25 protein-coding genes are annotated in these 24,921 nt (G+C 36.1%); 9 read left to right on the top strand and 16 right to left on the bottom strand.

From position 1 onward, the window contains the following. The first annotated feature begins 6 nt into the window (after nt 1-6). A complete protein-coding gene (locus CES88_RS06215; RefSeq protein WP_290732527.1) occupies nt 7-654 on the top strand; it encodes an RDD family protein in 648 nt (215 codons plus the stop codon). Nucleotides 655-656: 2 nt separating this feature from the next. Here CES88_RS06215 and CES88_RS06210 read toward each other — a convergent pair whose 3' ends face one another. Continuing rightward, nucleotides 657-1,745, bottom strand: coding sequence for a PilT/PilU family type 4a pilus ATPase (locus tag CES88_RS06210; protein WP_290732525.1), 1,089 nt, complete (start codon nt 1,743-1,745; stop codon nt 657-659). Further along, a complete protein-coding gene (locus CES88_RS06205; protein ID WP_290732523.1) occupies nt 1,746-2,972 on the bottom strand; it encodes a C1 family peptidase in 1,227 nt (408 codons plus the stop codon). It abuts the gene before it with no gap. Nucleotides 2,973-3,060: 88 nt separating this feature from the next. On the opposite strand from CES88_RS06205, the gene CES88_RS06200 reads away from it, so the two are divergent. Then, nucleotides 3,061-4,038: a glycosyltransferase family 9 protein gene (locus CES88_RS06200; protein WP_290732521.1), complete on the top strand. Its 978-nt coding sequence runs from the start codon at nt 3,061-3,063 to the stop codon at nt 4,036-4,038. On the opposite strand, the gene CES88_RS06195 is transcribed toward CES88_RS06200, so the two are convergent. Together CES88_RS06195 and CES88_RS06190 are read right to left on the bottom strand one after the other, a co-directional pair. Further along, a complete protein-coding gene (locus CES88_RS06195; RefSeq protein WP_290732519.1) occupies nt 4,019-5,668 on the bottom strand; it encodes a hypothetical protein in 1,650 nt (549 codons plus the stop codon). The two genes, CES88_RS06200 and CES88_RS06195, sit on opposite strands and share 20 nt — an antisense overlap. Before the next feature lie 7 nt (nt 5,669-5,675). Further along, nucleotides 5,676-6,614 (bottom strand): hypothetical protein, encoded by a 939-nt coding sequence (locus CES88_RS06190; RefSeq protein WP_290732508.1) that lies wholly within the window; start codon nt 6,612-6,614, stop codon nt 5,676-5,678. Between the two features lie 64 nt (nt 6,615-6,678). On the opposite strand from CES88_RS06190, the gene CES88_RS06185 reads away from it, so the two are divergent. Further along, entirely contained in the window at nt 6,679-7,680 is a 1,002-nt protein-coding gene (locus CES88_RS06185; protein WP_290732506.1) for an enolase C-terminal domain-like protein, read from the top strand. On the opposite strand, the gene CES88_RS06180 is transcribed toward CES88_RS06185, so the two are convergent. Further along, a complete protein-coding gene (locus tag CES88_RS06180) occupies nt 7,677-8,921 on the bottom strand; it encodes a hypothetical protein (RefSeq protein WP_290732504.1) in 1,245 nt (414 codons plus the stop codon). The two genes, CES88_RS06185 and CES88_RS06180, sit on opposite strands and share 4 nt — an antisense overlap. Nucleotides 8,922-9,087: 166 nt before the next feature. Here CES88_RS06180 and CES88_RS06175 point away from each other — a divergent pair, with 166 nt between their 5' ends. The 3 genes from CES88_RS06175 (at nt 9,088) to CES88_RS06165 (ending at nt 12,515) form a co-directional block, all read left to right on the top strand. Next, nucleotides 9,088-9,873: a hypothetical protein gene (locus tag CES88_RS06175; RefSeq protein ID WP_290732502.1), complete on the top strand. Its 786-nt coding sequence runs from the start codon at nt 9,088-9,090 to the stop codon at nt 9,871-9,873. An 81-nt stretch (nt 9,874-9,954) separates the two neighbouring features. Beyond that, nucleotides 9,955-11,346: a lytic transglycosylase domain-containing protein gene (locus tag CES88_RS06170; RefSeq protein WP_290732500.1), complete on the top strand. Its 1,392-nt coding sequence runs from the start codon at nt 9,955-9,957 to the stop codon at nt 11,344-11,346. A 32-nt stretch (nt 11,347-11,378) separates the two neighbouring features. Beyond that, nucleotides 11,379-12,515: a glycosyltransferase family 1 protein gene (locus CES88_RS06165; RefSeq protein WP_290732498.1), complete on the top strand. Its 1,137-nt coding sequence runs from the start codon at nt 11,379-11,381 to the stop codon at nt 12,513-12,515. On the opposite strand, the gene CES88_RS06160 is transcribed toward CES88_RS06165, so the two are convergent. Both CES88_RS06160 and CES88_RS06155 read right to left on the bottom strand, forming a co-directional pair. Then, nucleotides 12,502-12,891 (bottom strand): biopolymer transporter ExbD, encoded by a 390-nt coding sequence (locus tag CES88_RS06160; RefSeq protein ID WP_290732496.1) that lies wholly within the window; start codon nt 12,889-12,891, stop codon nt 12,502-12,504. The genes CES88_RS06165 and CES88_RS06160 overlap by 14 nt on opposite strands. A 9-nt stretch (nt 12,892-12,900) precedes the next feature. Next, a complete protein-coding gene (locus tag CES88_RS06155; RefSeq protein ID WP_290732494.1) occupies nt 12,901-13,419 on the bottom strand; it encodes a MotA/TolQ/ExbB proton channel family protein in 519 nt (172 codons plus the stop codon). Nucleotides 13,420-13,644: 225 nt separating this feature from the next. Between CES88_RS06155 and CES88_RS06150 the strand changes: the two genes are divergently transcribed. Together CES88_RS06150 and CES88_RS06145 are read left to right on the top strand one after the other, a co-directional pair. Beyond that, complete coding sequence (locus CES88_RS06150) at nt 13,645-13,950, top strand: HPF/RaiA family ribosome-associated protein (protein WP_290732492.1); 306 nt, start codon at nt 13,645-13,647, stop codon at nt 13,948-13,950. Nucleotides 13,951-14,140: 190 nt separating this feature from the next. Beyond that, nucleotides 14,141-14,527, top strand: coding sequence for a hypothetical protein (locus tag CES88_RS06145; protein WP_290732490.1), 387 nt, complete (start codon nt 14,141-14,143; stop codon nt 14,525-14,527). 22 nt (nt 14,528-14,549) lie between these two features. On the opposite strand, the gene CES88_RS06140 is transcribed toward CES88_RS06145, so the two are convergent. Genes CES88_RS06140 through pstS form a run of 7 tightly spaced genes read right to left on the bottom strand, consistent with a single transcriptional unit; the run spans nt 14,550 to nt 21,402 of the window. Next, nucleotides 14,550-16,373 carry an ATP-binding protein gene (locus CES88_RS06140; protein WP_290732488.1) on the bottom strand — a complete coding sequence of 608 codons (1,824 nt, stop codon included), beginning with the start codon at nt 16,371-16,373 and terminating at the stop codon, nt 14,550-14,552. After that, nucleotides 16,366-17,091 (bottom strand): response regulator transcription factor, encoded by a 726-nt coding sequence (locus tag CES88_RS06135; protein WP_290732486.1) that lies wholly within the window; start codon nt 17,089-17,091, stop codon nt 16,366-16,368. The genes CES88_RS06140 and CES88_RS06135 overlap by 8 nt, the downstream gene beginning before the upstream one ends. Nucleotides 17,092-17,093: 2 nt before the next feature. Further along, the gene (gene phoU / locus CES88_RS06130) at nt 17,094-17,762 is read right to left on the bottom strand and encodes a phosphate signaling complex protein PhoU (RefSeq protein WP_290732484.1); all 669 of its coding nucleotides are present in this window, start codon (nt 17,760-17,762) and stop codon (nt 17,094-17,096) included. Between the two features lie 10 nt (nt 17,763-17,772). Continuing rightward, entirely contained in the window at nt 17,773-18,537 is a 765-nt protein-coding gene (gene pstB / locus CES88_RS06125; RefSeq protein WP_290732482.1) for a phosphate ABC transporter ATP-binding protein PstB, read from the bottom strand. After that, nucleotides 18,534-19,397 (bottom strand): phosphate ABC transporter permease PstA, encoded by an 864-nt coding sequence (gene pstA / locus CES88_RS06120; RefSeq protein WP_290732481.1) that lies wholly within the window; start codon nt 19,395-19,397, stop codon nt 18,534-18,536. Before pstA ends, pstB begins: the two co-directional genes overlap by 4 nt. Next, complete coding sequence (gene pstC, locus CES88_RS06115; RefSeq protein WP_290732480.1) at nt 19,394-20,407, bottom strand: phosphate ABC transporter permease subunit PstC; 1,014 nt, start codon at nt 20,405-20,407, stop codon at nt 19,394-19,396. Before pstC ends, pstA begins: the two co-directional genes overlap by 4 nt. A gap of 8 nt (nt 20,408-20,415) precedes the next feature. Further along, complete coding sequence (pstS, locus tag CES88_RS06110) at nt 20,416-21,402, bottom strand: phosphate ABC transporter substrate-binding protein PstS (protein WP_290732478.1); 987 nt, start codon at nt 21,400-21,402, stop codon at nt 20,416-20,418. 238 nt (nt 21,403-21,640) lie between these two features. On the opposite strand from pstS, the gene ggt reads away from it, so the two are divergent. Further along, a complete protein-coding gene (gene ggt, locus CES88_RS06105) occupies nt 21,641-23,428 on the top strand; it encodes a gamma-glutamyltransferase (RefSeq protein ID WP_290732476.1) in 1,788 nt (595 codons plus the stop codon). Nucleotides 23,429-23,490: 62 nt separating this feature from the next. Here ggt and CES88_RS06100 read toward each other — a convergent pair whose 3' ends face one another. Next, nucleotides 23,491-23,712 carry a hypothetical protein gene (locus CES88_RS06100; protein WP_290732474.1) on the bottom strand — a complete coding sequence of 74 codons (222 nt, stop codon included), beginning with the start codon at nt 23,710-23,712 and terminating at the stop codon, nt 23,491-23,493. 163 nt (nt 23,713-23,875) lie between these two features. Continuing rightward, the gene (locus CES88_RS06095) at nt 23,876-24,898 is read right to left on the bottom strand and encodes a hypothetical protein (RefSeq protein ID WP_290732472.1); all 1,023 of its coding nucleotides are present in this window, start codon (nt 24,896-24,898) and stop codon (nt 23,876-23,878) included. Nucleotides 24,899-24,921 lie beyond the last annotated feature (23 nt).

Raw genomic sequence — 24,921 nt, 5'->3', positions numbered from 1 at the left:
TTATTCATGTCAGACGATAATGGAAATTGGGACTTTAAGCTAGATGAAGAAGTTGCACCTAAGAAGAAAAAAAACACAGGTAAACCTCTTCTTAAAAATGCTAGAAAAGAAGGAAAGTTAGGACTTGATGCGAATTCGGTACCAACTCGAAAATCTAGAAGGCAGATGGCCAGGGAAGAGGGTGGTACTTCAATTAAGGGAAGAGATATTATCGATCCCGCGGCTCACTGGCGCAGGGGATTGGCATTTTTCGTTGATTTAGTCATTTTAATTTTAATCGTATCTCTGGGGCAAGGTGCTGGTGGGATGTTTTCAGATTTTGGGCAGTCGATTGAAGAATTTCTAGGTCCTGTGATTATTAATACTATTCCTCTAGAAGTTGGGGGATTAGTCATTGCTTTCGCTATGCACTTTCTTCTTATAATAGTTCCAATGGCCTCTTCCCAGAAGTCTATTGGGAAGAAAATTTTTAAATTAAAAATACTAGGAACCATGAAACCTAAAGCTCCTCTTGGAGTTATTGTCATAAGAGAATATATAGCCAAGCCAATTTCAATAATCTCTGTGATTGGAATACTTATGATACCTCTAAATATGAGAAGAAGAGGACTCCATGACTTTATTTCAGGAACGCTAGTCCTAGATAATCTCTAGGACTATTCGAAGTCTAGCATTTGTAAGAAGTCAGATTCAGATTCAACAGCAGCAAGGGCCGTTTCTTTTGTTATATAATCATCATTATATAAGTCCATAATATGTTGATCAAAACTTTGAGAACCAGTTCCTGATCGACCTTTTCCTTCTTGAATAATATTGATGATTCTATTTAAAGGCTCTTCTCCAAGAATACATTCTCGAATACCTGGGCTCGTAAGCATGATTTCTTGAGCAATGGCTATCCCTGACTTTGTATTTGCTTTTAACATTCTTTGAGAGATTGTGGCCTTTAATGAAGTGGCAAGTCTCTTCTTTATTTCATCTTGCTCTTCATGAGGAAACATTGAAATAATTCGACTTAGTGTTGAGATTGCATTCGTAGTGTGAACAGTTGAGAGGACAAGGTGCCCAGTTTCTGCAGCTTTTAAGGCGATAGAAATTGTTTCGGCATCTCTCATTTCTCCAATGAGAATTATGTCTGGATCTTGTCTAAGGGCGGACCTTAGGGCCACTGAAAAGTCTGGAGTGTCAGTTCCGATCTCTCTTTGAGAAACTCTCGACTTTATATTCTTATGAATATATTCGATTGGGTCTTCTAAAGTGACTATATGAGACGATCTCGTTCTATTCATATGGTCAATCATTGCAGTAAGTGTTGTTGATTTTCCTGATCCAGTCGCACCAGTGACTAGTACAAGTCCTCTCTGAGTTTCTGATATTTTCTTAATGACCGCTGGCAGGTTCAATTGATCAATGGTAGGTATCTGAAGTTTTACAAGTCTAAGAACAATTCCAAAAAGACCATTATATTTGAAAATATTGTAGCGTATTCTACATAGCGATTCTATCTCCATTCCACCATCAAGTTCAGTTAGATGATCTAGGTCGATTTCAAACTTCTTATCTTTTGTAATTATTTTAATAATATCTTCTATATCGCTCGTGCTAAATGGCTTTGATTGAACAGGAATAAGTTCACTACTTATTCTAAGGCTAGGTGATTCATTGCTTCTGATATGAACATCACTAGCATTATTTTGAGCGGCTACTTTTATTAGACTTGTAAAGTTCTGTAGGCTAAATGCCATTTATAAACTCCTTATTTTTGTCAGCGCCATAAAAGGATTCTTGACCTTATACATTGATAACCATTTCTCTGTGATGCAGCCATATCCACCAGCCCCCCAGCCCTTAGTCCAACTATTAACTGTTAGATAACAAATCCTACCTTCTGAGTTAAGCTTTTCTGGTAGTTTCATGTGTCCAATTAGAAGCAGAGCGTGTCCATTAGCATGCTCATCCATTTTACCACCAACAAGTGAATCTTGGTAGGTAATGATTCCTGTTGTTGTGTAAAAATTGGGAGAAAGCTTTACTCCAATAATCACAGGAGTATTTGCGTTAAGAGAATTTAGAAGAGCTTGAGATGAATTAACTTTCTTATAGCTCTCTATTTTTACGGCACCTCTTTGGCAAGTACTTCCAAGTGGAATTTGGGTCTCATTTCCAGGTAGGGATTCTCTAATATAAGGACAGTCTCTTGAAATTGGTATATCTAAATTGGCAGATTTTATACTATTGTCATAGGCATAACTTATCCAGCTTCCTTTCTGCGAACAGGGAGACTTCTGGCAATAGGGCTTTGATGCCCAGTAGAGGTATTGTTCTGAAATTTCAATATCAGATTGCTTTTGCCTGAGTAGAATTTCAACGGCAGAAGCTCCAGCAAAGGCACTACATGTAGGTCGTCGGCCCTGGTCTTTAACGCTAATATCAAAGGCATTTCTTACGACAAAGTAGTCCCTTCCTTTTTCGAGAGAAATATTCTTTGGTAGCAGTGTGACAGCATTTGAGCGACTAGCACCAGCAGCACTCTGCATCTCAAAAGTATTTTCTTTGTAGTGAGATAAATTCTTTAAAAATTTATCTCTAGATTTTTTCCATTTTAGCCTAGTCTTTGCAATTTGCTGTTTTTGATCGGCCAACGTTTTCTGTGTCGTCTTTTTTAAATTTGTAAGACCTTGCCTATATTCTTCATATATATTCTTTGGAGCGTGGCTCTCTACTTTCTTTTGTTGAATCAATTTCCTATTTCTGGCCTTTATTTCTTCTAGCTTTCTTTGCCCAGGGGAGAGTTCTCTCTTTTTTTCTACAGGCACTTCTTGTTTTCTTACAATAGGGGTAGGGACCGGAGAAATCTGCTCTTTACTAATTGGGGGATGTCCTAGTTCCTGCCAAAGGGTAGCGATAACCTCATTTTCTTCCGATGCACTTATGGAGAAAGAGAGAATAAAAATAAAGATTAAATATTTCATAGAAAGCTCTGGTTAATGTGTATTTACCAATAATATGACTTTATACAACTCTTGGGCAAATTAAAAAAAATCAGGTATTATAATTGAGATGAATAAAACCCTAATTATCAGATTTTCAAGCTTTGGAGACATTGTTCAGTGTATGAGTGTACTGAATAAGGTCAAAGAGAATATTCCAGGAGAAATTCACTGGGTGACTCGCGCTGATATGTCTTCGCTCTTACTTCTAAACAAGAGTGTGGATAAAATCTGGAGTTTTGAAAAAGAGAAGGGGATTATCGGACTAATTCGGTTGGCTTTAGCACTTAGGAGGGAGAATTACTCTCACGTCTACGATGCTCACTCAAATCTTCGCTCTAGAGTTATTTCACTATTTCTCTTTCCTCCAAACTTCTTAAGAAGAAGTAAGGAGCGAATGAAGAGGTTGCTGCTTTTTACATTTAGAAAGAACCTCTTTGATAATCCCTATAGAGGTATTATTAGCTATCTTCGTCCTCTTCGGCAATGGGGTATTAAGGATGCTCTAGACTTTAGTCCTGAAAGCTGGAGCTTTCAAAATATAGAACTAAGTGAGTATTTTGAAAAAAACTCCATCGTGATAGCTCCTTCTGCAGCTTGGGAAATGAAGCGTTGGCCAATATCCCATTGGAAGAAGTTAATTGAATTAAATCCGAATGAGAGTTTTACAATACTAGGTGGGCCTGGGGATAGATTCTGTGAAGATATCAGGGCAGTTGCACCAGAGAGAGTTTTTAACTTGGCCGGAAAGTTGAGCCTCATTGAGAGCTGCTATATAGTCAATCAGTCTAAACTTTTAATCAGTGCAGATACAGGACTTATTCATGTAGCAGATATTTTAGGGCGCAAAGGAATCTCTTTGATGGGACCAACTGCGTTTGGTTTTGCAACAGGTAAGCATATTAAAACACTTGAAGTGGAGCTTTCATGCCGTCCTTGCACAAAGGATGGGAGAGGCTCATGTTCCCAAGATACCTGGCAGAAATGCATGGTTGATATTACACCCGAGAGAGTGACTAAAGAAATCTCTAGTCAACTTTCTTATTGAGAATTTCTTTTCTAAGTTCCCAGAGCAGATGACTAATATAAGGTCGTCTCTTCTCTTTTGTTGAAACCATTAAGAGTTTTGTAATTTTTAAGTTCACTGGATCTGAAAATAAGAGAATAAGCATCTCTTGAATAAAATTGGTTGAAAGAGTGATATAGTTATCTGTCCCAACCCCTAACTTTACTCCTTTCTTTTCCCACCATGAAAATGGATGATCTTTATAATCAGGGAAGCAACCAGTGAGTTTTAAATTAGAAGAAGGCAGTGCCACAAGTGAAACCTGCTTATTAATCATTCTATTTAGAACATCATGTTGATAGTGTTCAACTTCTCTTGCGGTATGAAATTTTGTCTTAGTGAAACTTATAATTTCGTCGTCAGTAAGAATAGAACCTTTAAGGATTTTATTCCTCACTGATTCATCGTGCCATTCCATATCTTGAATCTCATTAAATTCTTGTCCATTTTCTTTTAGAGGTTCTCCTTTTTGATTCTTCTCTAAAACCCTTTGCATAAGGGAGTGGTAGTAGAAGTTAGGATTAATTCCTAGGGAGAGACCGTGTTCAAGAGTATCGATATGCCAAATATTCATCGCATTATCAACGGACTGCACACCCTTTTTTAAAGTCTTCCAAGTTTCTCCGTGGTGTGATCTTATTTGAAAACCATTGTACTGCAGTCTTCTAAGTCCTGATTTCATTTGTTTAAAGTGAACCTTACGATACAACTCTTTTTCATCACCAACAGTGTCTACTTCTGAGACATAGGCCCGTAGGAATGTATGCTTGTCTAGAATATTTAATAGAGAATTCACTTGCGCTTCAAAGTGATCTTTCTTTGTTTTATAATTTTCAGAATCAAAGAAATCGTTCTCTTTTCTAAAACTTGGAGAGAGTACGAATTTAAAAAATGAATTATCTTTTTGAAATTTCTTAAAACCATCGAAGAGACCAAGGACAACATCTTCTTCCGTAATATCCTCAATACCAGGAACTTTTTCTGATTCTATTGAAGTGGATCTAGATAGGGTGAATTTTAATCTTATTTGACCAACATTGTATTTCGTATAAAGCTCTTCTGCCATGTGATAAGCAGCGTCTTCATGGGCCTTTCTGTCTACTAAAACTAGTTTTGCTAGATAGAGAATTTCGAGGTACTTTCCAAACTGCTCACCATCTTTCAATCTTATTAAATTATCTACATCGTCAATTGAGTTAATGGGAATAGAGTTTTCACCGTAGACATCTTTAATCTTTTTTTCATAGAGCTCTTTATTATCCCCTTCAAGTAGTTTCTTGAGCCTTGGATAAATAAATTCTGCATTTAAAGACCCTGTTAAGTGAATATGTTCTTCGTTGTATGGAATTGGAAAAGATTTAAAGAATCCAAAGAGAGCTTCTCCTACAGGGTGTAGTAGAAGAGTTGAGATATCAACTTCATCAATTTGAAATCCTGTTAAAAGGTGATTAAATTCAAGTAGAGACTTTTCGACTAAAGAATTCTCTTTCATTTTTATAGATTGAAGAAGAAGTTCTAAGGTATCGCTAAGAGAGATTCCATTTGTCTCACTTATAATTTTTACTAACTCAATTTGTAATTGATTGACGAGTTGTTCTCTTTTCTTTTTCATACGACACCTATTTCTTTAGTTGTGCGTAGGCCTTATTTACGGTTGCAAGATTACTATTTAAAATAGAGATTTGATCATCTGATAAATTTAGCGAACTAAACTTATCGGGATGAATCTTAGATGTGATTTTCTTATAGGCTTCTTTAACCACTTTTTCATCAACATCTTGATCTCTAACTTCTAGTACCTCTAGGGCCCACTTCTTTGTATTCTCCTTGCTTGTCGGAGAGATTGGGCGCAACCTTTTGAAAAGATTCAATTTTTCTTGATATTGTTCAAATATTTCCTCAGTCTCTACCTCAGAAAACTCTTTATCTATAAATTTAATAGTGAGAAGTTCAGCAGGGAGAAGGAGTTTTTCTAATTCAGTCCTAATACTATGCTCTTCTAAGTTCAATATTGTAGAAAACTTAGAGTATTTAAAAGATAGGAGAGCTTTTTGCTCGTCTATATTCTTTGAAGAGTTTAATAGATTGGTCCAGAGAACACTATTGTCATAGACTTTAGTCCATACCTTTAGAAGATTGTCTTTATTTTCCTCTAAAGTTCTCTCGAAGAAAAACTTTACGATATGGCTCAATCCGCGAGTATTTGAAGTATCACCTAGAAGCTCTTTTGAATTTCTAATATACTTTGAATCAATATCACCCCATTCTAGAGATTTTAAAAGATCCATCATTTTTTCTTTGTCATCTGACTCTAGAGCTTGAACCTTTGCTCTTAAGCTCGTGTCTTCTAATGATTGAGATTGGAGAGTAGGAGATAGGTTAAATTGGTTCTTTTTCTTATTAATTAGAGAGTCAATATCAAAGTCATCCTCTTGTTTCTTTCCTGTAAATAGCTCATGAAGTGAGGTTATAAATCCACTTCCAAGAACTTTGAAGATAATCAAGATAAAAATAATGACAACAATGTACTGAGACAAATCTTCAAGCTTTAAATTCATAGTAAAACAGGGGATAATAGTAATATTACTATCTATATTAAGTTGAGAGTGGAAAGTTGTCATTATGAGTATTTGGAAAATTAAAGAAATTGAGTTACCTCTACGTTTTTCTTGGACAATTTCGAGAAACTCTTGTGATGTTAAGAAGAACTTAATAGTTGAGTATAATAGTAATAGTGTTCTAGGTCTTGGAGAGGTGGCCTTTAATTCTAGATATGGAGAAACTCTCGAATCAATTAAAGAAGAATTTAAAAAGTTTGTAACTATCTGTCCTAATGCTATTTCAACTCTCGCTGATCTTGAACCAATATTTAAAAAGGTAGATATTTCAAGTTCACTAAGGTTTGGAATCGAGTCTGCATTTATTCACAATATGGCCCACATTGCAGAAATGTCCGTGACTCAAATAATTGGAGCCAATTCATTGTCAAAAGTTAGAACATCTTTCTCTATTCCAATAATGGACCCTGGAAAAGTTGCAGACTTCATTAGTTCAAATAAGCTCACAAGATTTAGTGCTCTTAAGCTTAAGGTTGGGGGAGAGAACGATATTGATTTCTTAAAGGAAGTTCAAAAGAATTACGACGGTCCTCTTCGAATTGATGCTAACGAAGGATGGAGTAATCCAGATGAAGTAATGAACCTCCTAACGGGGCCGCTTAAGAAATTTAATATTGAATTCTTAGAACAGCCTTTCACAAGCAGCTCTCATGAGGAATATTTAAAACTAAAACCTATTAGTCCTGTTGAAATTATTGCTGATGAATCTATTACTAATGGTGAAGTGAATCGAGATCTTGCTAATCAATTCCATGGTGTAAATATAAAATTGATGAAATCAGGAAGTTACTTCAAAGCTCTTAATCAGTTGCGAGCGGCTAGAGAGCTGGGAATGAAAACAATGGTTGGTTGTATGGTTGAAACTTCTCTAGGGATAAACTCTGCCATGAATATTGCTTATGGAGTGGACTACTTAGACTTAGATGGTTTTCTATTGCTAGAGAAAGATCCATATAATTATCTCTACGAAGACTCAGGACTTATTTTTCTGTCTCACTTACATTAGAAGAAGAATTTAAAGTCTAATTCATACTGCGAATGTTTCGGAGTATTTCTTCCTGCAATCTTTTTCTGTGCTCTTAGAGATACAGATAGTGGCATAACAAATTTCTGCATTTGATAGAGTGAGACTGTACTGAAATTTGCTGCGACTCGAATATTGTGTGATTCACTATTTGTATTATGGGCCAAGATTTGATTTGCTTCCGTGTTCTTTGACTCATACTTTGAGACACCTTGATTTTCTACCCCGTAAGTTGCAGATACAGATGCCCAATGTGTAATATGATAAGTTGGCCCAAATGAAATATTAATTTTATTTCCAAGTTTTTCTGAGAAATTATCAGTTTTTCTAGACAGGGGAAAGTCATAACTCTCAGGGACTCTAAGTCTCTTCTCGCTAGACATTTGATAAGTGTAGCGAAAGTTTAAATCTAGATCTAACTTTCTCTTGAAAAAACTCTTTCCTAGGAAGGCCTCTGCAAAAATATCCGATTGTCCGTCTCCAAATGAAATATCTTGAAGAATATCAGGATCATCAACTCTACCTGTTGGTAGAACAAGACCACCGGCAATGGCTGCTCCATAAGTTTCTTTTTCTAAAACTTTGTAAATAACACCAATTTCTGTGTCTCCAAGGCCTTGTGCCTCCCAGTTTCCAATTGGCTTATATTGATAGTAATTAACAATGATTGATTGAAGTAACTCTTCTTTAGCATCTGGAAGCTGAGCAGTGATATCTCTAACAACTTTTTGTTCAGCAGTTAAAGTTCCATTTTGATTAAGCTGATTGATAGTCGCTTGATGATTATTACCTTTTGTTCTTGAAATATTTAATTTTACATTTGCATTGTATATAGGAACAGAGAAGTAAGCCGTTAGTTTATTAGTAATACCCCAGCCGAGACCAAATCCATTTACTGAAACTCTTCCTTCAGCATCGGCAGAGTACTCACCAAAAGTGAAGTCGTCATAGGCCGCAGAATTAATGCTTTTTAATTGTTTGAAATATTCTTTAGTGGCCTCATTTATAGATTCAAGGTTCTTCGCATCGAGACTTTCTCTTAAAGCGTATTTACTTTCAGTTGTACTAGAGCCGTAGTCTGAATTAATACCATCAGTAAGAACATGGCGATAACCACCGAGCCTAACTCCTTTTGGAAGGGTGTCGTAGCTTGCGCCAATTGCGTTTCCAATTGAAAAGGAGAGAGCAGTGGCTATAATTGTCGTTCTTATGGTTTGTTGCATGGTGTTATTGTAGTCTAATTTCATTTAAATAATAGTGACTGTGAAAAAAGTATAAGACTGTTAAGTTACTATTTTTATTGATATTTTTCATGAATGAAATTTATTCATAAATCTTGATAATATTTTTCAGAAGAGGTATAACGCATAGCATTCAAGATGGAGATTTATGAAAAATATAGGACTCATTCTACTTATTATCTTAGTTAGCATTAGCTGCTCAAAAGAGAAGATTACTCCCGCATTTGGGATTGAGACTCTTGAGTCTCAATTAGAAGATAATGCTGTTGAGCTTTCGTATGATGTCGATGATATCAATGTAGATGCTTTTGGGGGAGAAGTTCGCGGAATTGGCGGAGATGTAGGAGATATTCTACAGCGCTTAATTGCAAGCTTCGCGGATATCGAACTTCAAGAAGGAAATGGTTCTTATATTCAGCTCGATGCTATGACTTATGAGTTTCCAGAGCTTGATGATATTGACTTTGATATTTTAAAAGAAATTGAATTCACTGGCGCAGAGGTTAGGTTAGTAGATACCTCTGAAGTCGTTGTTGACGGGGTTAAGGCCGATGGTAAAGTTACAGAAACAACAAGTACTGCTGTTGATTTGAGCTTTGTTCAATCACTTGATGTTTATTTAATTGTAAACCAATTACCAGCTTCAATTGCTTCCGTTAAGCCTGTATATACTGATACAGAGACTCCAAACCCCGTGTACGATGGAAAGCAGTCAGCTATTTTATTTAGCTATCAGAGAGACTCTAAAATTGAAGATGATTGCGATTTTAAATGTTTTAAAATGCAAATTGACAATGGAAGAGTGAAGGAAATATTAAAGAATAACAGAACTTTTTCAATCGACATAAGGCTTAAGGTCGATGCCGTTCCAAAAGCAAATTTAAGACTGAAAACAAAATTTGATTTTCTTATAAAAATCAATCCAGGTTTTTAACCAAAATTCTTTCCGCGTTTAATTTTTTTAGATCCTTATGTAGAATGGTAATACTCTTCAATATTTCAAGGATCTGTTATCGTGAAAAAACTGAGCATTTTACTCCTACTTCTTATTACTTCTAGCTGTTCTCACATCGGTCCTCTGATGGGGAGGAAGAAGAATAGTTCTCCAAAGAGTATTGCAGCTCTGACTTCTAATAAGACTTACGAGAGTGTGAAGATTGATACAACACCTAGTAGAAAAGAGGAAGAGGTCAAAGTTGTGCAGACAACTGACCCAATTGAAGAGAAGAAATCATTTCTAGAAAAAATATTTCCAGCGACGGTCCAAACAAGAGATAAAGATGCTCTTAATCTTAGATATAAAGAGAAGCACTATAAATTTTGGAAAAAATACTTTTCAAAAAGAGAGAAGGCACGTTTCCAAAGGCATATGAGTAATGGTGTTAAATTTGAAGAGATCGTTAAAAGTGTTTTAGAGGAACATAAGCTACCTGCAGATCTATTCTATGTAGGTTTAATAGAGTCTGGTTATAATACGCATATCAGATCTCATGCATCTGCTGTTGGTCCTTGGCAATTTATTAAGGGAACAGGGAAGAGGTATGGATTAAAAATTGATCGATATTTAGATGAGAGAAGAAATATCTACAAAGCTTCACATGCAGCAGCTAATTACTTTAAAGACCTCTATAATATATTTGGAAGTTGGGAATTAGCTCTCTGCGCTTATAATGCCGGAGAATATAGAATCATTAACGCAATCAGAAGAGGTAATACAAGAGATTATAGAGAACTTGTAAAGAAGAAGTTAATTCCAAGAGAAACAATTAATTATGTTCCAAAAGTTGCAGCGGCTAAGTATTTGTATGAAAACCGTAAAAAGTACGGACTTAAAACAAAGAGTGTGGACTCTTCTGTCTACTTAAATGTTGATGAAGTTGAAGCAAGAAAATCATTTTCAATTTCAAAGGTCTCTAAATCTTTAAATATTAGTCTTAGTAAAATGAGAATATTAAATCCAGAAGTAAAAAATGATTGGGTAGCTGTAACTAGAAGAAGTCCTTTTAAATTACTTTTGCCAAAAGGGTATGAAGGACGATTTGCAAATTTAAGTTTTGCGAGAAAACCAACAGTTGCAAGTCGAAGTGTTACTCAGTCTGTTAGTCGCAGTGTAAGTTCTGTCTATAAAGTTAAGAGAGGGGATAACTTAATTGAAATCTCTAGAAAATTTGGGCTACCTGTAAAGAAAATTAAGAGAGTAAATAAATTAAGGTCGAGCAAGATTATGATTGGGCAACGTCTTTCAATCCCTATTAATGTGAGTCGTTATAAAGTTAGAAGAGGGGATAATCTAACAGAAATTGCTAGAAAATTTAATACTTCTATAAAGAGAATTGTTGTCGCAAATAATCTTAGAGGTCATCGAATTTATAAAGGGCAGAGTCTAATCATTCCTAGTGAAAGCTAGGCAACCGGAACTTTCTAAGTTAGAATAGCTGAATGAAAATAGGTTTTGATGGGAAGAGAGCTCTCCATAATTTAAGAGGACTCGGAAATTATAGTCGTACTCTCATTAAGAGTTTAGATGAGTATTATAAAGAGAATGAATACCTTCTCTTTTCTCCTGAAGCCAAGAATCAAGAACTCATTAATTGGTCGAAAGATCTAAGCTCAAGTTGCGAAATTATCTCTCCCCAAGGGTTAATCTCAAAGAACTTCCCAAGTATTTGGAGAAGTCTTCTCTTAAAAAGCGAACTCGAAAATAAGCACCTCGACGTTTACCATGGATTAAGTCATGAATTACCGCCAGGAATTAGCCAGTTAAATACTTTAAAAGTTGTAACGATTCACGACTTACTTTACTTAAAATTTCCGCAATTCTTTTCCTTTGTAGATAGGCAAATATACCACCGAAAATTTATGTATAGCTGTAAGGTAAGTGACATCGTAATTGCTATCTGTGAGCAAACCCAAGCTGATATTGTTGAGTACTTAAAAGTTCCTGAAGAAAAAATCCATGTGATTTATCAGAGCTGCTCTCCTGACTTCTATCACGATAAGTCAGATGTAGAGCTAGGTAAAGTGAGTGAGAAGTACTCTTTAGAAAAGCCTTTTATTTTTCATATAGCTACAATGGAAGAGAATAAGAATACCCTTGGGATAGTTAAGGCTTTTAAAGAAATTTATAAAGAGATTGATGAAGATCTTATTCTTATAGGTAGAGGCAAGAAGTATAAAAGTGATGTAATTAATTATATTAACGAAAATAAATTGAATAAGAGAATAAGAATTTTAGATGATGTCATAAATGATGATATTCCTGCTATTTTTCAATTAGCAAAACTCTTTGTCTTCCCATCTTTCTATGAAGGTTTTGGAATACCAATTATAGAGGCGCTCTTTTCAAAGACTCCTGTTATTACAAGTGTGGGAGGATGTTTTCCTGAGTCTGGTGGCCCAGCAACTAGGTATGTGGATCCTTATTCTGTTAAGGAAATATCAAATGCAATGCTTGAAATTTTAAAGGATGAGAATTTACAAAGAGAAATGGCCCAAAAGGGCCATGAATTTGTTCAAAAATTTGATTGGAGAAATACTTCTAACGATTTAATGAATCTCTATCTTACTCATCTGTAATAAGTGAAACATTGGTGAGTTCGTACTTCTTAAGTTTCCCAATGAGAAGGACTACACGGTCGTATTTAACGTCTTTATCAATCCTAAGATCAATTGGCATAGTCTTTTTGGTAACTCCTTTTAAAGTATCCTCTAAAGACTCTAAGGTTGTCTTTGTCCCATTATAAGCAATCTCTGTTTTTGAAAGCTCGATATAAATTGTCTTTTGCTCTCTTTGAGCACTTTCACCTTTCTCTGTTTTTGGAAGATTAAGTAAGAGTGCCATTTCATCTTTCTTAAATACAGTCGAAACCATAAAGAAAATAAGAAGGAGAAAGACAACGTCAATCATTGGAGTAATATCGGGAGCAGCCGCTTCTCTAGATCTTTTCTTCATGAAGCCTCCTTATAAAACGTCTGAAAGTAATTCTTTCTCTAATCTCGTTTCAAATTGATCAACCATACCAATAAGGTAGTTGTGTCCAATATAGTGAGGGATAGCAACGATCATACCACCAACAGTTGTGATAAGTGCCATTGATATTCCTTGTGCAAAAGAAGCAGGGTTATTCAGTCCCGTTTGTGACATGACTTTAAAGGCCACGAGAACTCCGATAACAGTTCCAAGTAGTCCAAGAAGAGGTGATATTGAAGCAATGATCTTTACGGTATTTAAACCTTTCTCTAATCCTGAAATATGAGTTGCTAATTCTTGTTTTGCGATTTCAATAATAGTATTTGTATCACCATCTTTAGTCGTAGTTTTTACTTTCTCACTAAGTTCAGCAGCAACTTGGTTCGACCTCTTTGACTCTTTAGTAAGTATAAAGAATTTTGAAAGCATAATTGCAAATCCAACAATATTTAAGGCAAGTAGTATGTACATAATGACTCCACCTTGTTCTATATAATCAATAACTCTCATTAATTCTCCTTAAAATAAAAACATTGCTTATATTCTCTTAAAGTTGGTAATTTTTTGCAAATATATAAGAGAAAGGGGTGTGTCATTTCACTAAAAAGCAAAAAAGTCGGCCTAAATTTACTCAAACTTTACAAAATTATGACTACATCTAAACAGCTTTTCGTTTGAAGAGAGTAATATGATTCTTAGATAAGTAATAAACTTATTAAACATCGGAGGTTTTAGATGCAAGTTAGTTATCAACATGTAGACAAGTCAAACTCTTTAAACGAATTTGTTGAAGATAAGATGAAGCACTTCTCACAGAATAAGGAAAAGTTTTCAAATATAAATTGGAATATTTCCAGAGAAGGGGGTCTTTATAAGGCCGTGGTTCGATTTAAGGCCAGTGGAAAAATCTTCAAAATGGAAGGGAAGGCCGGGAATGCCTACGCTTCTGTTCTCAAAGTTTTTCGAAAAATGAAGAGTTCTTTGCCTAGAAAAATAAAGTATGAGCAGAGATTACATAGGAAACATCCTAATCTTCATTAACTTCAATAGCCTAGGGTTAATGACCCTTGTTTCGTACTAAGAGTGCTCATTACTCTCTGTCTCCCTCTCAGTGTCTCTCTCGCTGGGAGGGCGACTTTAATGTCAAATATCTATACGGCCCTTTTCTTTTTTACAATAACACTCTGATAGAGCTCTAAAATTGCTATATTTCTTAGAAAAAGGAGTTAGCGTGAGAGCTTTAGTATTATTGATATTTCTATGTATATGTGCGAAATCATTTGGAGAAGTTTATAGAGTTCAAGATAATGAGCAAAACTGTGAGCTTTATCTCTCGTCGACTAGTATTTTCATGGAAAACTTTGAGGTGTCACAACTTGAGAAAGTTAGTTCAATGCCAGCTCTAGTTTTCCAAAAACATAATCAGCAAATTAACCTTAAAGGGCTTTGGGCATTTACTACTTTAGTAGATGACCTCGCGGTTAAAGATAGTGAGTTAGAAGAGATTATGTCTCATAATTTCCATTCAGTTTGTCTATCAAGTAATAAGGAAATTGTTCACTTAGAAAAGAAGAGAAGACTTTTTAATGATTTTAATGATCTCGACAAAGTAGAGTAATTATCTATGAAGCCAAGGGGCCTTATCCTAAAGACCCCAAAGGGATAGTTATTTTAAAACTTACACCTCCAAAATCGTTGGAGAAAACAGAGATAGAACCTTTATGTTTTTGAACAATGTGTTTGACGATACTTAATCCTAGACCGGTACCACCAAGATTTCTAGATCTACTTGAATCAACTCGGTAGAAGCGCTCAAAGACTCTCTTTTGATGAATCGGATCAATCCCCGGGCCGTCATCTTCAACGTATAATTCAAATGAATTCTCTAGGGCCTCCCATCTTATTAGAATTTTTCCGTCACTCTTTCCATACTTATAGGAATTATCAATGAGATTGGTAAGAACTTGTTCAATTAAGCCAGCATCAATGACGACATTTTGAGCATTAAAAGTACACTCTATGAGTTGCTTCTTATCTGCATGAACCTGTTTCAAATTCATTAGAACTGTCTGTGTTAATTCCTCTGTAGAAGTCTTATTCAGTTCTAACTTATGTTTAGATTCAATAAGAGATAAGTTTAGGATTTCTTGAAAGAGAATCGCTAGTCTATTAGAGTTATGCTCAATTTTACTTAGGGCCTCTTTTACAATAGCGTTGTCTGATATATCCTTTATTCCTTGAAGAATTTGAACATAGCCCTTCATTGCCGTTAGGGGCGTTCTAACTTCATGAGAGACATTTGTAACAAAGTCTTCACGCATTTGTTCGGCAAGTTTCTTATGAGAGATATTTCTAAAATTACAGATTGCACCCAGAATTTTTCCATCATTGGAAATAAGAGGGCTAGTTGTAATATCGAACCAGCCTTTCTCAGATCTTCCGGCCATCTCTATTTCAATATTTCTAGCTTTTATACTGGTCTTGTCCTTTAAAACTTCCCGTAGAAGTTCGTGTACTTCTCGCTTTCTTGAAATTTCGACTAGCTTTAGGCCTTTCATTTCTTTAATTTCTCTAGTCCTATCCTCAGTGAAGAAGTTCTTGTAGAAACGCTGATTAATGAAGAGAATATTCTCATTCGTATCAATGGCCAAAATCGCATCGGAGTTACTTTCCATGAGGATTGAAAACTTCTTATTTTCTATTTGCAGCTCTTTTATATAGTTGGCAAGTTCTACTTCTGCTCTGTCTAGAGTTCTTTCGACAAAGTGCCACTCATCATCTAATGGAATTGCGGTGTCTAGATTATTTTGACCTGTTTTTAAATTTTCTAAGTTGGAAATCTTTCTAATTAAAGAGCGCAGTGGAAATGAGACTTGTAGAGAGGTCCATAAACTAAGTAGAGAGGTGAGCACTAGCAGTGGAATAAAGAAGATGATAATGGATTTATCAAGCTTCTTCATTGCAAGAGCAACCTGTCTAAGAGGGACAGCTTGCCTAATGATGTAGCTCTTTCCAAGAGCTTTAAAAGTCATCGCACCATAGATCATATCTATATCAGCACTTTCACTAAATCTCTTTGAAGTTCCAAGACCTAGTTGAATTGCATCTCGAACTTCTGGTCTGTAGAGGTGATTATCTAGCTTCTTTGCGTTTAAGTAATTATCGCAGACAACATTTCCCTTCATATCTATTAGGGTGTATCTGGTAGACCAATCTAGTCTTAGTGATTTACACCATGCTACAGGGTCTATCTTTTGAGTAGTAATAGAGTGTTTAATAAGCTCTAAAGATTCGACTACTTGATTTACTGACTGGTTCGTAATGTAGACCTTTAAAAAATATCTGGCAGAAAAAGCGGTAACTATAATAATAATTGTTGTAAGAATAATTTGTGATAGGGCAATTCTTTTAAAGAAGCGCCATGGGACAGAATTAATAAATTTCTTAATTCCACTTTCAGACATAACTTTTTACTCTATATCCAATTCCTCGAATTGTCTCAATAAGTTCTGAGTGTTCTCCAAGCTTTTTTCTAAGACCAAAGACGTGTGTATCAATTGTTCTATCTGTAACGTGAACGGGTCCGTCTTGAATAAACTCTACTAACTGATTTCTTGTCAGAACTTTTCCAGGCTGATGTAAGAAGGCAACCATTAGCTTATATTCACTTAAGGTTAAGTCTAGATCACTTCCATCAATACTTACTTTACACTGACTCTTGTCAAGACTTACAGGACCTAAGGAGATAATCTCTTCACTTATTTCTTTTGACATCTCCATTTGTTTAGATCTTCTAAGAAGAGATCTGACTCGCGCACTTAGAATATTTATATCAAAAGGTTTGTTGATGTAATCGTCGGCCCCGGCGTCTAGCCCTTCGATAATACTCTCTGGCTTTGTGAGTGCAGTAACCATGAGGATTGGTCTCTCTTTCGTTTTCTTATAGAGTCTAAGAAATTTGCAAATCTCTAACCCATTTGTTCCGGGTAACATTCTATCTAATATGTAGAGATCAATTGGAGAGCTGTTTTCTCTTTCGCTAGGGGAGGATTGGATAAATTCAAGAGCTTCTGTTCCATCCTCAATAACGGTGACTTGAAAATCCATTGACTGAAGTTGAAGTTTTAATAGGTCTGAAATATCTCTTTCATCTTCGACTACTAAAATATGATTCTTAGACATCTCTATTCCTCTTGTCCCTTTATGATGACTTTATCTTCTTTTCTACGTCCAAATTTTACATCAGCATTATGCCTAATGTCTGCACCAGTTTCTAAAAATATAACATCTTCTGCAATATTAGTAGTTTGATCTCCAATTCGCTCAAGACATTTTGCAACACGTATAACGGCAAATCCTTCATCAAAATTAACTGTCTCGGACTTCATCTTCTTAATGAAGTCTCTCATAATGTCTCGGTACAGCTCATTTACTTCCTGATCATGTTGGATAACATCTGTCGCTAGTTTTGAGTCAAGTTTCACGAAGGCATCGATACTATTTCTAAGCATCATTTTCACTTCATCATTTAAAGCTTCAAGCTGTGCATAGCTCTTGCTGAGCTTCTTCATACTTCTCTTTATATTCACAGCTTGATCTGCAATACGCTCTAGTTCTGAATTTATTTTCATCACAGAGAGAGCTATTCGAAGGTCAGTTGCGGCAGGAGTTTTTAGAGCAATGTATTTAAAGACAAGGTCATCAATATCTGTATGAAATTTATTCACTTCATTCTCATAAATGAATATTTCATTAATTGTGACTTCTTGCTTTGAAGAGTTATCGACAATAGACTCAACTGATGTTGCCATTTTTAAAATCATTTCTCTTAAATCTGCACTTGAGATTTCCATAGTTATCCTTTTATCCAAATCTTCCAGTAATATAATCTTCGGTTTTCTTTACTTTAGGGGTAGTGAAGATATCTGAACTAAGTCCATGTTCAATTAAATCACCTAAGACAAAGAAGCTTGTATAGTCTGCGATTCTTGCGGCTTGTTGCATATTGTGAGTCACAACAATTACTGTAAATTCTTTCTTTAACTCACTCATAAGCTCTTCAATTTTTGCTGAGGCTATTGGGTCTAGAGCAGAAGTCGGCTCATCCATAAGTAAGACGGAAGGATTCACTGCCAACGCTCTAGCGATACAGAGTCTCTGCTGCTGTCCTCCTGAGAGACTTGTTCCAAGTTTATGAAGCTTATCTTTTACTTCGTTCCAAAGAGCAGCTTTTCTAAGGCATTGTTCAGCGACACTCATAAGGAAAGATTTATCCTTAACTCCTTGGAGTCTAAGACCAATCGTCACATTATCTAAAATACTCATGGCCGGAAATGGATTTGGTTTTTGAAAGACCATTCCAACGTGCTTTCGAAGCTCTACAGGATCAACACTCTTTTCAAGAATATTTCTACCTTCTAGAATGATTTCGCCTGTTGCTTTTGCTCCAGGGACTTCCTCATAGATTCTATTTAAGCATCTTAGAAATGTGGACTTTCCACAGCCTGAAGGGCCAATAATTGCTGAGATAGACTTTTCTGGGTAGTCTACAGAAATTCCTTTCACCGCATGAAAATCTTCATACCATACGTTAAGATTTTTAACTTCTAAGATAATATCACTCTTCATTTAGAACCTCTGCTTATTAAATTTCTCAAGCTCCCGATCTTTACTAAAAGCCTGGCGATAAGATTAATCCCGAGGACAAGTATTATTAGAACGAAGGCTCCCGCCCACGCCTGTCTTCTCCAGTCATCAAAAGGGGAGATCGCGTATTGATATATTTGTACAGGTAGAGATGCCATTGGTTCATCAATTCTGTAGCTTAGATACATATTTCCAAATGCTGTAAAGAGTAGAGGAGCTGTTTCGCCCGCTGCTCGTGAGATTGCTAGCATTACCCCTGTAATTAGTGAGGATAAGTTTCCTCTTACTACAATATTTAAAATAACTCGCCATCTTGGAAGTCCAAGAGCAAGACCGGCCTCTCTAATATGGTTTGGGATAAGTTTTAAGATCTCTTCTGTTGATCGACAGACAATAGGGAGAATAATTATGCTAAGAGCGACTCCGCCGGCAATTGCTGAAAAGCTTTTAAAGGGAACAACGATAAGAATATAAGAAAAGATTCCAATGATAATTGATGGAACACCTGTAAGCATATCGATAGAGAAGCGAAGGAGTGCCGCTGTCTTACCCTTTCCAAATTCACTTAGATAAATTCCACAGAGAAGTCCTGTTGGAATAGATATTAGGCTTCCGATAGCAACTAAGTAGAGTGTTCCAAGTATCGCATGCCTCATTCCTCCTCCTACTTCTCCAACGGGTTTAGGAAGAGCAGTAAAGAAGTCAAGATTAAGAGACGAGGCTCCCATTTTGAAAACGTAACTAATAATGAGAAATAGTGGTAGAAGAACAATCAATGACGAAATATAGAGCATTGAATGAAAGAAAATATTTTTAAATTTTCTCCAAGTTAAATAATTCATGATCTACTCCTACCGCTTCTTTGCTTCTTCCAAACGATCGCTCTCGCCAGTCCATTTATGATGAAGGTAATAAGAAATAGTAATAAACCAATGTAGCAGAGGGCCGAGAGATGAAGGTCACTATCAGCTTCCGCATATTCATTGGCAATAACAGAGGCCATTGTCGCGGCTGGAGAAAAAAGTGATGCTGTAATAGTTGGAGAGTTTCCAATAACCATTGCTACCGCCATGGTTTCTCCAAGGGCCCTTCCAAGCCCTAGGACAACTCCACCCATAAGACCCGAAAATGAAGGTTTTAGAAGGGCTATTTTTATCATTTCAAAGCGGGTTGCTCCAAGAGCAAGAGCCGCTTCTTTTTGAATCTTAGGAACAGTTTTTAAAACTTCTCTACAGATTGAAGTGATTGTAGGAGTAATCATTATAGCAAGAATTATTGCAGCAGTTAATATTCCTATACCAAAACTCGCACCTTGAAAGAAGGGGAGGTAGCCAAAATTATCTTTTAGAAAAGGTGTTAGAATATCTTTAACAAAGGGTCCTAAGTAAAAAATTCCCCAGAGTCCAAAGACAATACTTGGAATGGCGGCAATCATTTCAACAAATAGTGAAATAGTTTTTGCTATTTTGGTTGGTAGTATTTCATTTATAAATAGTGCGACTGCAATGCTAATCGGAGCTGCTATAAGTATTGCAAGAGCTGAAGTAATAAGTGTACCGAAGATAAAAGGAAGGGCTCCGAACTCATCTTCAACGGGATTCCAGTTATCAGTGAGCGCATAGCTAATACCAAATTCTTTAATTGCCGGCATGGCTGCATTTACTAGCATGAGAATCATTCCGAGCAGAAGAATAATTACTAAAGTCGCAATTGCTTTTATAAGTAAGTAGGCGAACTTATCTTGTTCGCCATAAGTAAGAAACTTCTTCTTAGAACTTTGAATAGATATAGAGATACTTGAAAAATTATCTTTCAAAGTATTCTTTTGAATATTTTCTGTATCTCTAATCACTAATAATCCTATTTAATTTCGTTTAGCATTCTCGTTGCAAGAGACTTTGGAAGTGGAGCGTAGTGAAGCTCTTCTGCCATCGACTGACCTTTTGTAAGGGCCCAGTTTAAGAACTTTTTAACTTCTTTTAATTGTGCATCTTCTTTTTTCACAGGAAGAAGAATGTAAGTAAAAGCTGAGATAGGATAAACTCCTTTACCTGCTGCATCTACGATAGAAGTTGTAACGGCCGCATTCTTATCTAATGTCGCAGCTGAAAGAGAAACACCTTTTACAGATGGTTTTGTAAACTCACCGGCTTTATTTTTTAGAGCTACAGTTGGTAGGTTATTTTTAAGAGCGTAAGCAAGTTCAACGTAACCAATAGCACCATCTGTTTGCTTGATTGTTGCAGTTACACCTTCATTACCTTTAGATCCAATACCTACTGGCCACTTAAGTGACTTTCCTCTACCAACTTTCTCTTCCCACTTCTTAGAAACAGTGGAGAGGTAGTCTGAGAAGATTGAAGTTGTTCCCGAACCATCAGCTCTTCTAACAACTAGAATATCTTTATTTGGAAGTTTAAGTCCTGGGTTTAAGTTCTTAATTCTTTCATCATCCCACTTTGAGATAGAACCCATGAAGATCTCTGAAAGAGTCGCACCATCTAGTTTTAGCGTCCCACTCATTTCTAAGTTAAAGGCAATTGATACTGCTCCAAGAATTGTTGGGATATGCTTTACTGGCCAAGCTGCTTTCTTCTTATCTTTTTCCTTCATAGGAGCATCAGAAGCACCAAAGTCTACTGTCTGCTTAATTAATTGTCTGATACCACCACCAGATCCAATTGATTGATAATTGAACTGAACATCCTTATTAAGTTTGTTATATTCTGAGAACCACTTTGAGTACATTGGATATGGAAATGTTGCTCCTGCTCCGTTTACTTTTGTGACTGCATAAATATTTGTTGTAATTAGTAATGCCATTAAAAGTGAAATGAACTTTTTCATTTTGTGTTGCTCCTTAAGCCAATTTAAAAATACTTGATTAATTTATAGCAATATTTAGAGCTCGCTTTGTTAGGATTGTGTTAGATGAGTATTTGATTTCTCTTGTTAGAATCTAGGGAAGTTATTAGCTCTTGTCGCAGTTAGTTAACTAGCTGTGTTTACGTCAAATCTATGATTCTACTAGTCAGCTCTCTTCATACTCGTTAGAGTATTCCCATTAAATTTTTTTGAGGTACCTATGAAGAAAATATATATTTTGGCCAGTCTAGTTGCTCTTAGCTCTTGTTCTGCATTTAAAGTTTCTATTCCTTATGAAAAGGAGATTCACTATGTAGACCTCGCTAAAGGTGAGAAAAAAGAAGATCATGAGAAAATTACAAAGAATATCAATATTGCGACTCAAGGAGCATTTGCTACTAAGGCCGCTTATAAAATATTTAAGAGTGGTGGAAATATTATTGATGCTGCGACAACGGCTTCATTCGTTCTCGCCGTTGAGAGACCACAGTCAACAGGAATAGGGGGAGGAGGTTTTGCTCTCTTTCACGACGTAAAGAGAAATAAGGATTTCCCACTAACTGTAGACTTTAGAGAAAAAGCTCCACTTAATGCTCATGAGAAAATGTTCTTGGATGATAAAGGTGAAGTTATTTCAAGAATGTCTCTAGATGGAATTTTTTCTGCTGGTGTACCTGGTATGGTTGCCGGAATGTTGGAGCTGCATAAGAAGTATGGAAAGCTTCCACTAGGTACTGTAATGAAAGATGCTATCTCTCTTGCAAGAAATGGTTTTAAGATTTATCCAGAACTCGCTTTTGCAATTTCTAAGAGAGAAAATATTATTAAAAGGTATAAGGCCACTTGTGAAATATTCTGTAATAAAAATGGAGAGATTTTAAAAGAGGGAGACCTTCTAATTCAAAGTGATCTTGCAAGAACACTTGAAGTAATTTCAAGGAAAGGAAGAGATGGTTTCTATAAGGGAAGTATTGCTAAGGCCCTTGTCAAAGAACATAGAAGATTAAACGGACTAATGACTCAAAGAGATCTAGATAAGTATGATGTTAAGTACCGTGATCCAATTAGAGGAGACTATAAAGGTTATGAGGTCTTCTCGATGAGTCCTCCTAGTTCAGGTGGAGTTCATATTATTGAAATTTTAAATATTCTTAGAAATGATGACCTTAAAACATATGGTCTTCAGCACTCAAAGACTGTTCACTTAAGGGCCTCAGCAATGCAGGCAGCTTTTTCTGATAGAGCGAATTACTTAGGGGATACAGATTTTACATACGTCCCAGTTAGAGGTCTGACTTCTAAGAAGTATGCAGATGATGTTCGCTTTTCTATACCTGAAAATAAGGCGCTAAATTCTCTTTGGTCTAATATGAATGAGCCATCTAAGTTTGAAGCAAAGAACGATAGTGAGCTTGTGCAAAAACACGAGTCTCCTGAAACTACTCACTTCACTATTGCAGACGGAGAGGGGAATGTCTTTGTTTCAACACAAACTTTAAATGGGTACTTAGGTTCAGGAGTTGTTGTTCCTGGTACGGGAATTCTCTTAAATAATGAAATGGATGACTTTGCGACAAAGCCGGGGGCCAATAATTTATTTGGTGCTGTAGGTGGAGAGAAGAATCTAGTTCAACCGGAGAAGAGGCCGCTTAGTTCAATGTCACCAACGATTGTAACAAGAGATGGAAAGGCGGTTCTAGGGCTTGGTTCACCTTCTGGAACAAGAATACTTACTTGTGTAGTACAAACGATAATGAATTATATTGACCACGGTATGCCTCTCTATGAATCTATCGCAGCAACGAGAGTTCATCACCAGTGGAAGCCAAATATTCTCTATGTAGAAGAGAGTGGGCTACCTGCAAGAACTATTAAAGAACTAAAGAGAATGGAACACGAAATAGAATATAAAAAGCTTGGTTGTAGAGTTCAGGCCATTTCGTTTGAAAATGGAAATCTTCATGGAGTTTCAGATCCACGGGGTAGGGGATTAGTTTTAGGGGATTAGTTATTTTGAATTGACCCCAATTGAATCGGGGTCAATTTCAATCGAGCTCTCTAGCTAGGAAATTACTGAAGTGTTGAGTTGACGTAAAGTCTAAAACACTTGTCTTTCGATCTACGAATCATGCATGATCCTTTCTCACGACTTTCGATAAGAAAATCATAGAATTCAGGCATTTCATCAGCAACTTCTAATACTGATTTTCCTTCGTGTTCACCAAAGTCGATAACGACTTGGCATTCGTCAATGATCCCTGTGACAGGACTTATTTCTTGATACGACGCCATGTTCCCTCCCTAGAACGAAAAACGTAAATTTCTTATGAGCAGTGGAAGAAAATCAGCGGTCCGTGCAAAATTTTCCCCATACTTTATGATGGAATACTGAAAACGAATTGTAAAAGAAAAAAGTAAATAATTTCAGAGCGTTAGATTAAAACGGTCGGTTACTTTAAGAGTTTCTAAAGAAGACACTTTTAAAATATGTCACGATAAGCCTAAACTCGGTAGGGTAGTCATCGCTAATGAGTGCTTTGACTAGGTCTAATGAGTCGAAGAGACTCGTAGCATTTCGGTAAGGTCTTGGTGTAATCATAGCAGCAATAACATCAGTTATAGAAACAATCATCGTCTCAAAGCCACTAATCATCTTGACGCTCTTCTCATCAAGTCTAGAGGTGTCAGGAACATGAAGGTCATTGGTTAAGAGTGAGAAGAGATGATGGTTCTCAATTACTGCCATATGTGCAGGTGAGAGCTTTATTCTTCCTTGCAGAATTTGAATACTAATTGTGGGATGTGAGCGCAGGAGTTCAGAATCTTCATCCGAGAGAGTTATTTGATCATACTTCTCCAGGGGGATAACGCTCATTCCAATATCTTTAAAGTAACTAGTTAAAAAGAGTGATTCAACTTCTTTAAAACTGTAGACATGACTCTGCTTTAAAACACCAATGAGAAAGAGGGAAGCAAGAAGTGGTTGAGCGAATACAAAGTGATGTTTTTGCTTAATGAATTCTTTATAAAGCTTTTCATGTATCTCAGGTCTCTCATAGAGAAAAGCACAGAGATTTTTTACAGATTGATATTGTAAATTTAGTGTGTCGTCATTTGTAGGGTCATTGTAGAGGTAATTCATATTCAAAGTGAGAAGGCCAATTTGCTTTCTTCCTTTTTCTACAGGGTCTCCAATTGAAAGTGATCTCGTTACATTTCTTAAATTATTCTGTTGAAGGTCAATTAAGTTCTTTCTCGTATCTTGATGGACAAAAATAGTAGAGTGACTTTTGGCGATAAGGTCTTTTAGAACTTGTCCGTTTATAAAAGAATGTTTTCTGAGAATGAGTTTATAAAGCCCATCTGACTTTCCAAATATATCGCATGGAGTTTCAGTTAGAAAAAATAACTCTCTAATTGAAATTGGAAGAAGTTGAAAACTGAGTGAATTTTGTTTTAAAGCATCAAAAGCCGTCATTACTCTATAATATCGCTATTTTA

Origin of the sequence: Halobacteriovorax sp. JY17 (assembly GCF_002753895.1) — a bacterium.
Classification (GTDB): domain Bacteria; phylum Bdellovibrionota; class Bacteriovoracia; order Bacteriovoracales; family Bacteriovoracaceae; genus Halobacteriovorax.
Note: the sequence above shows the minus strand (reverse complement) of the source record. Positions and strands in the feature narration are given on the sequence as shown.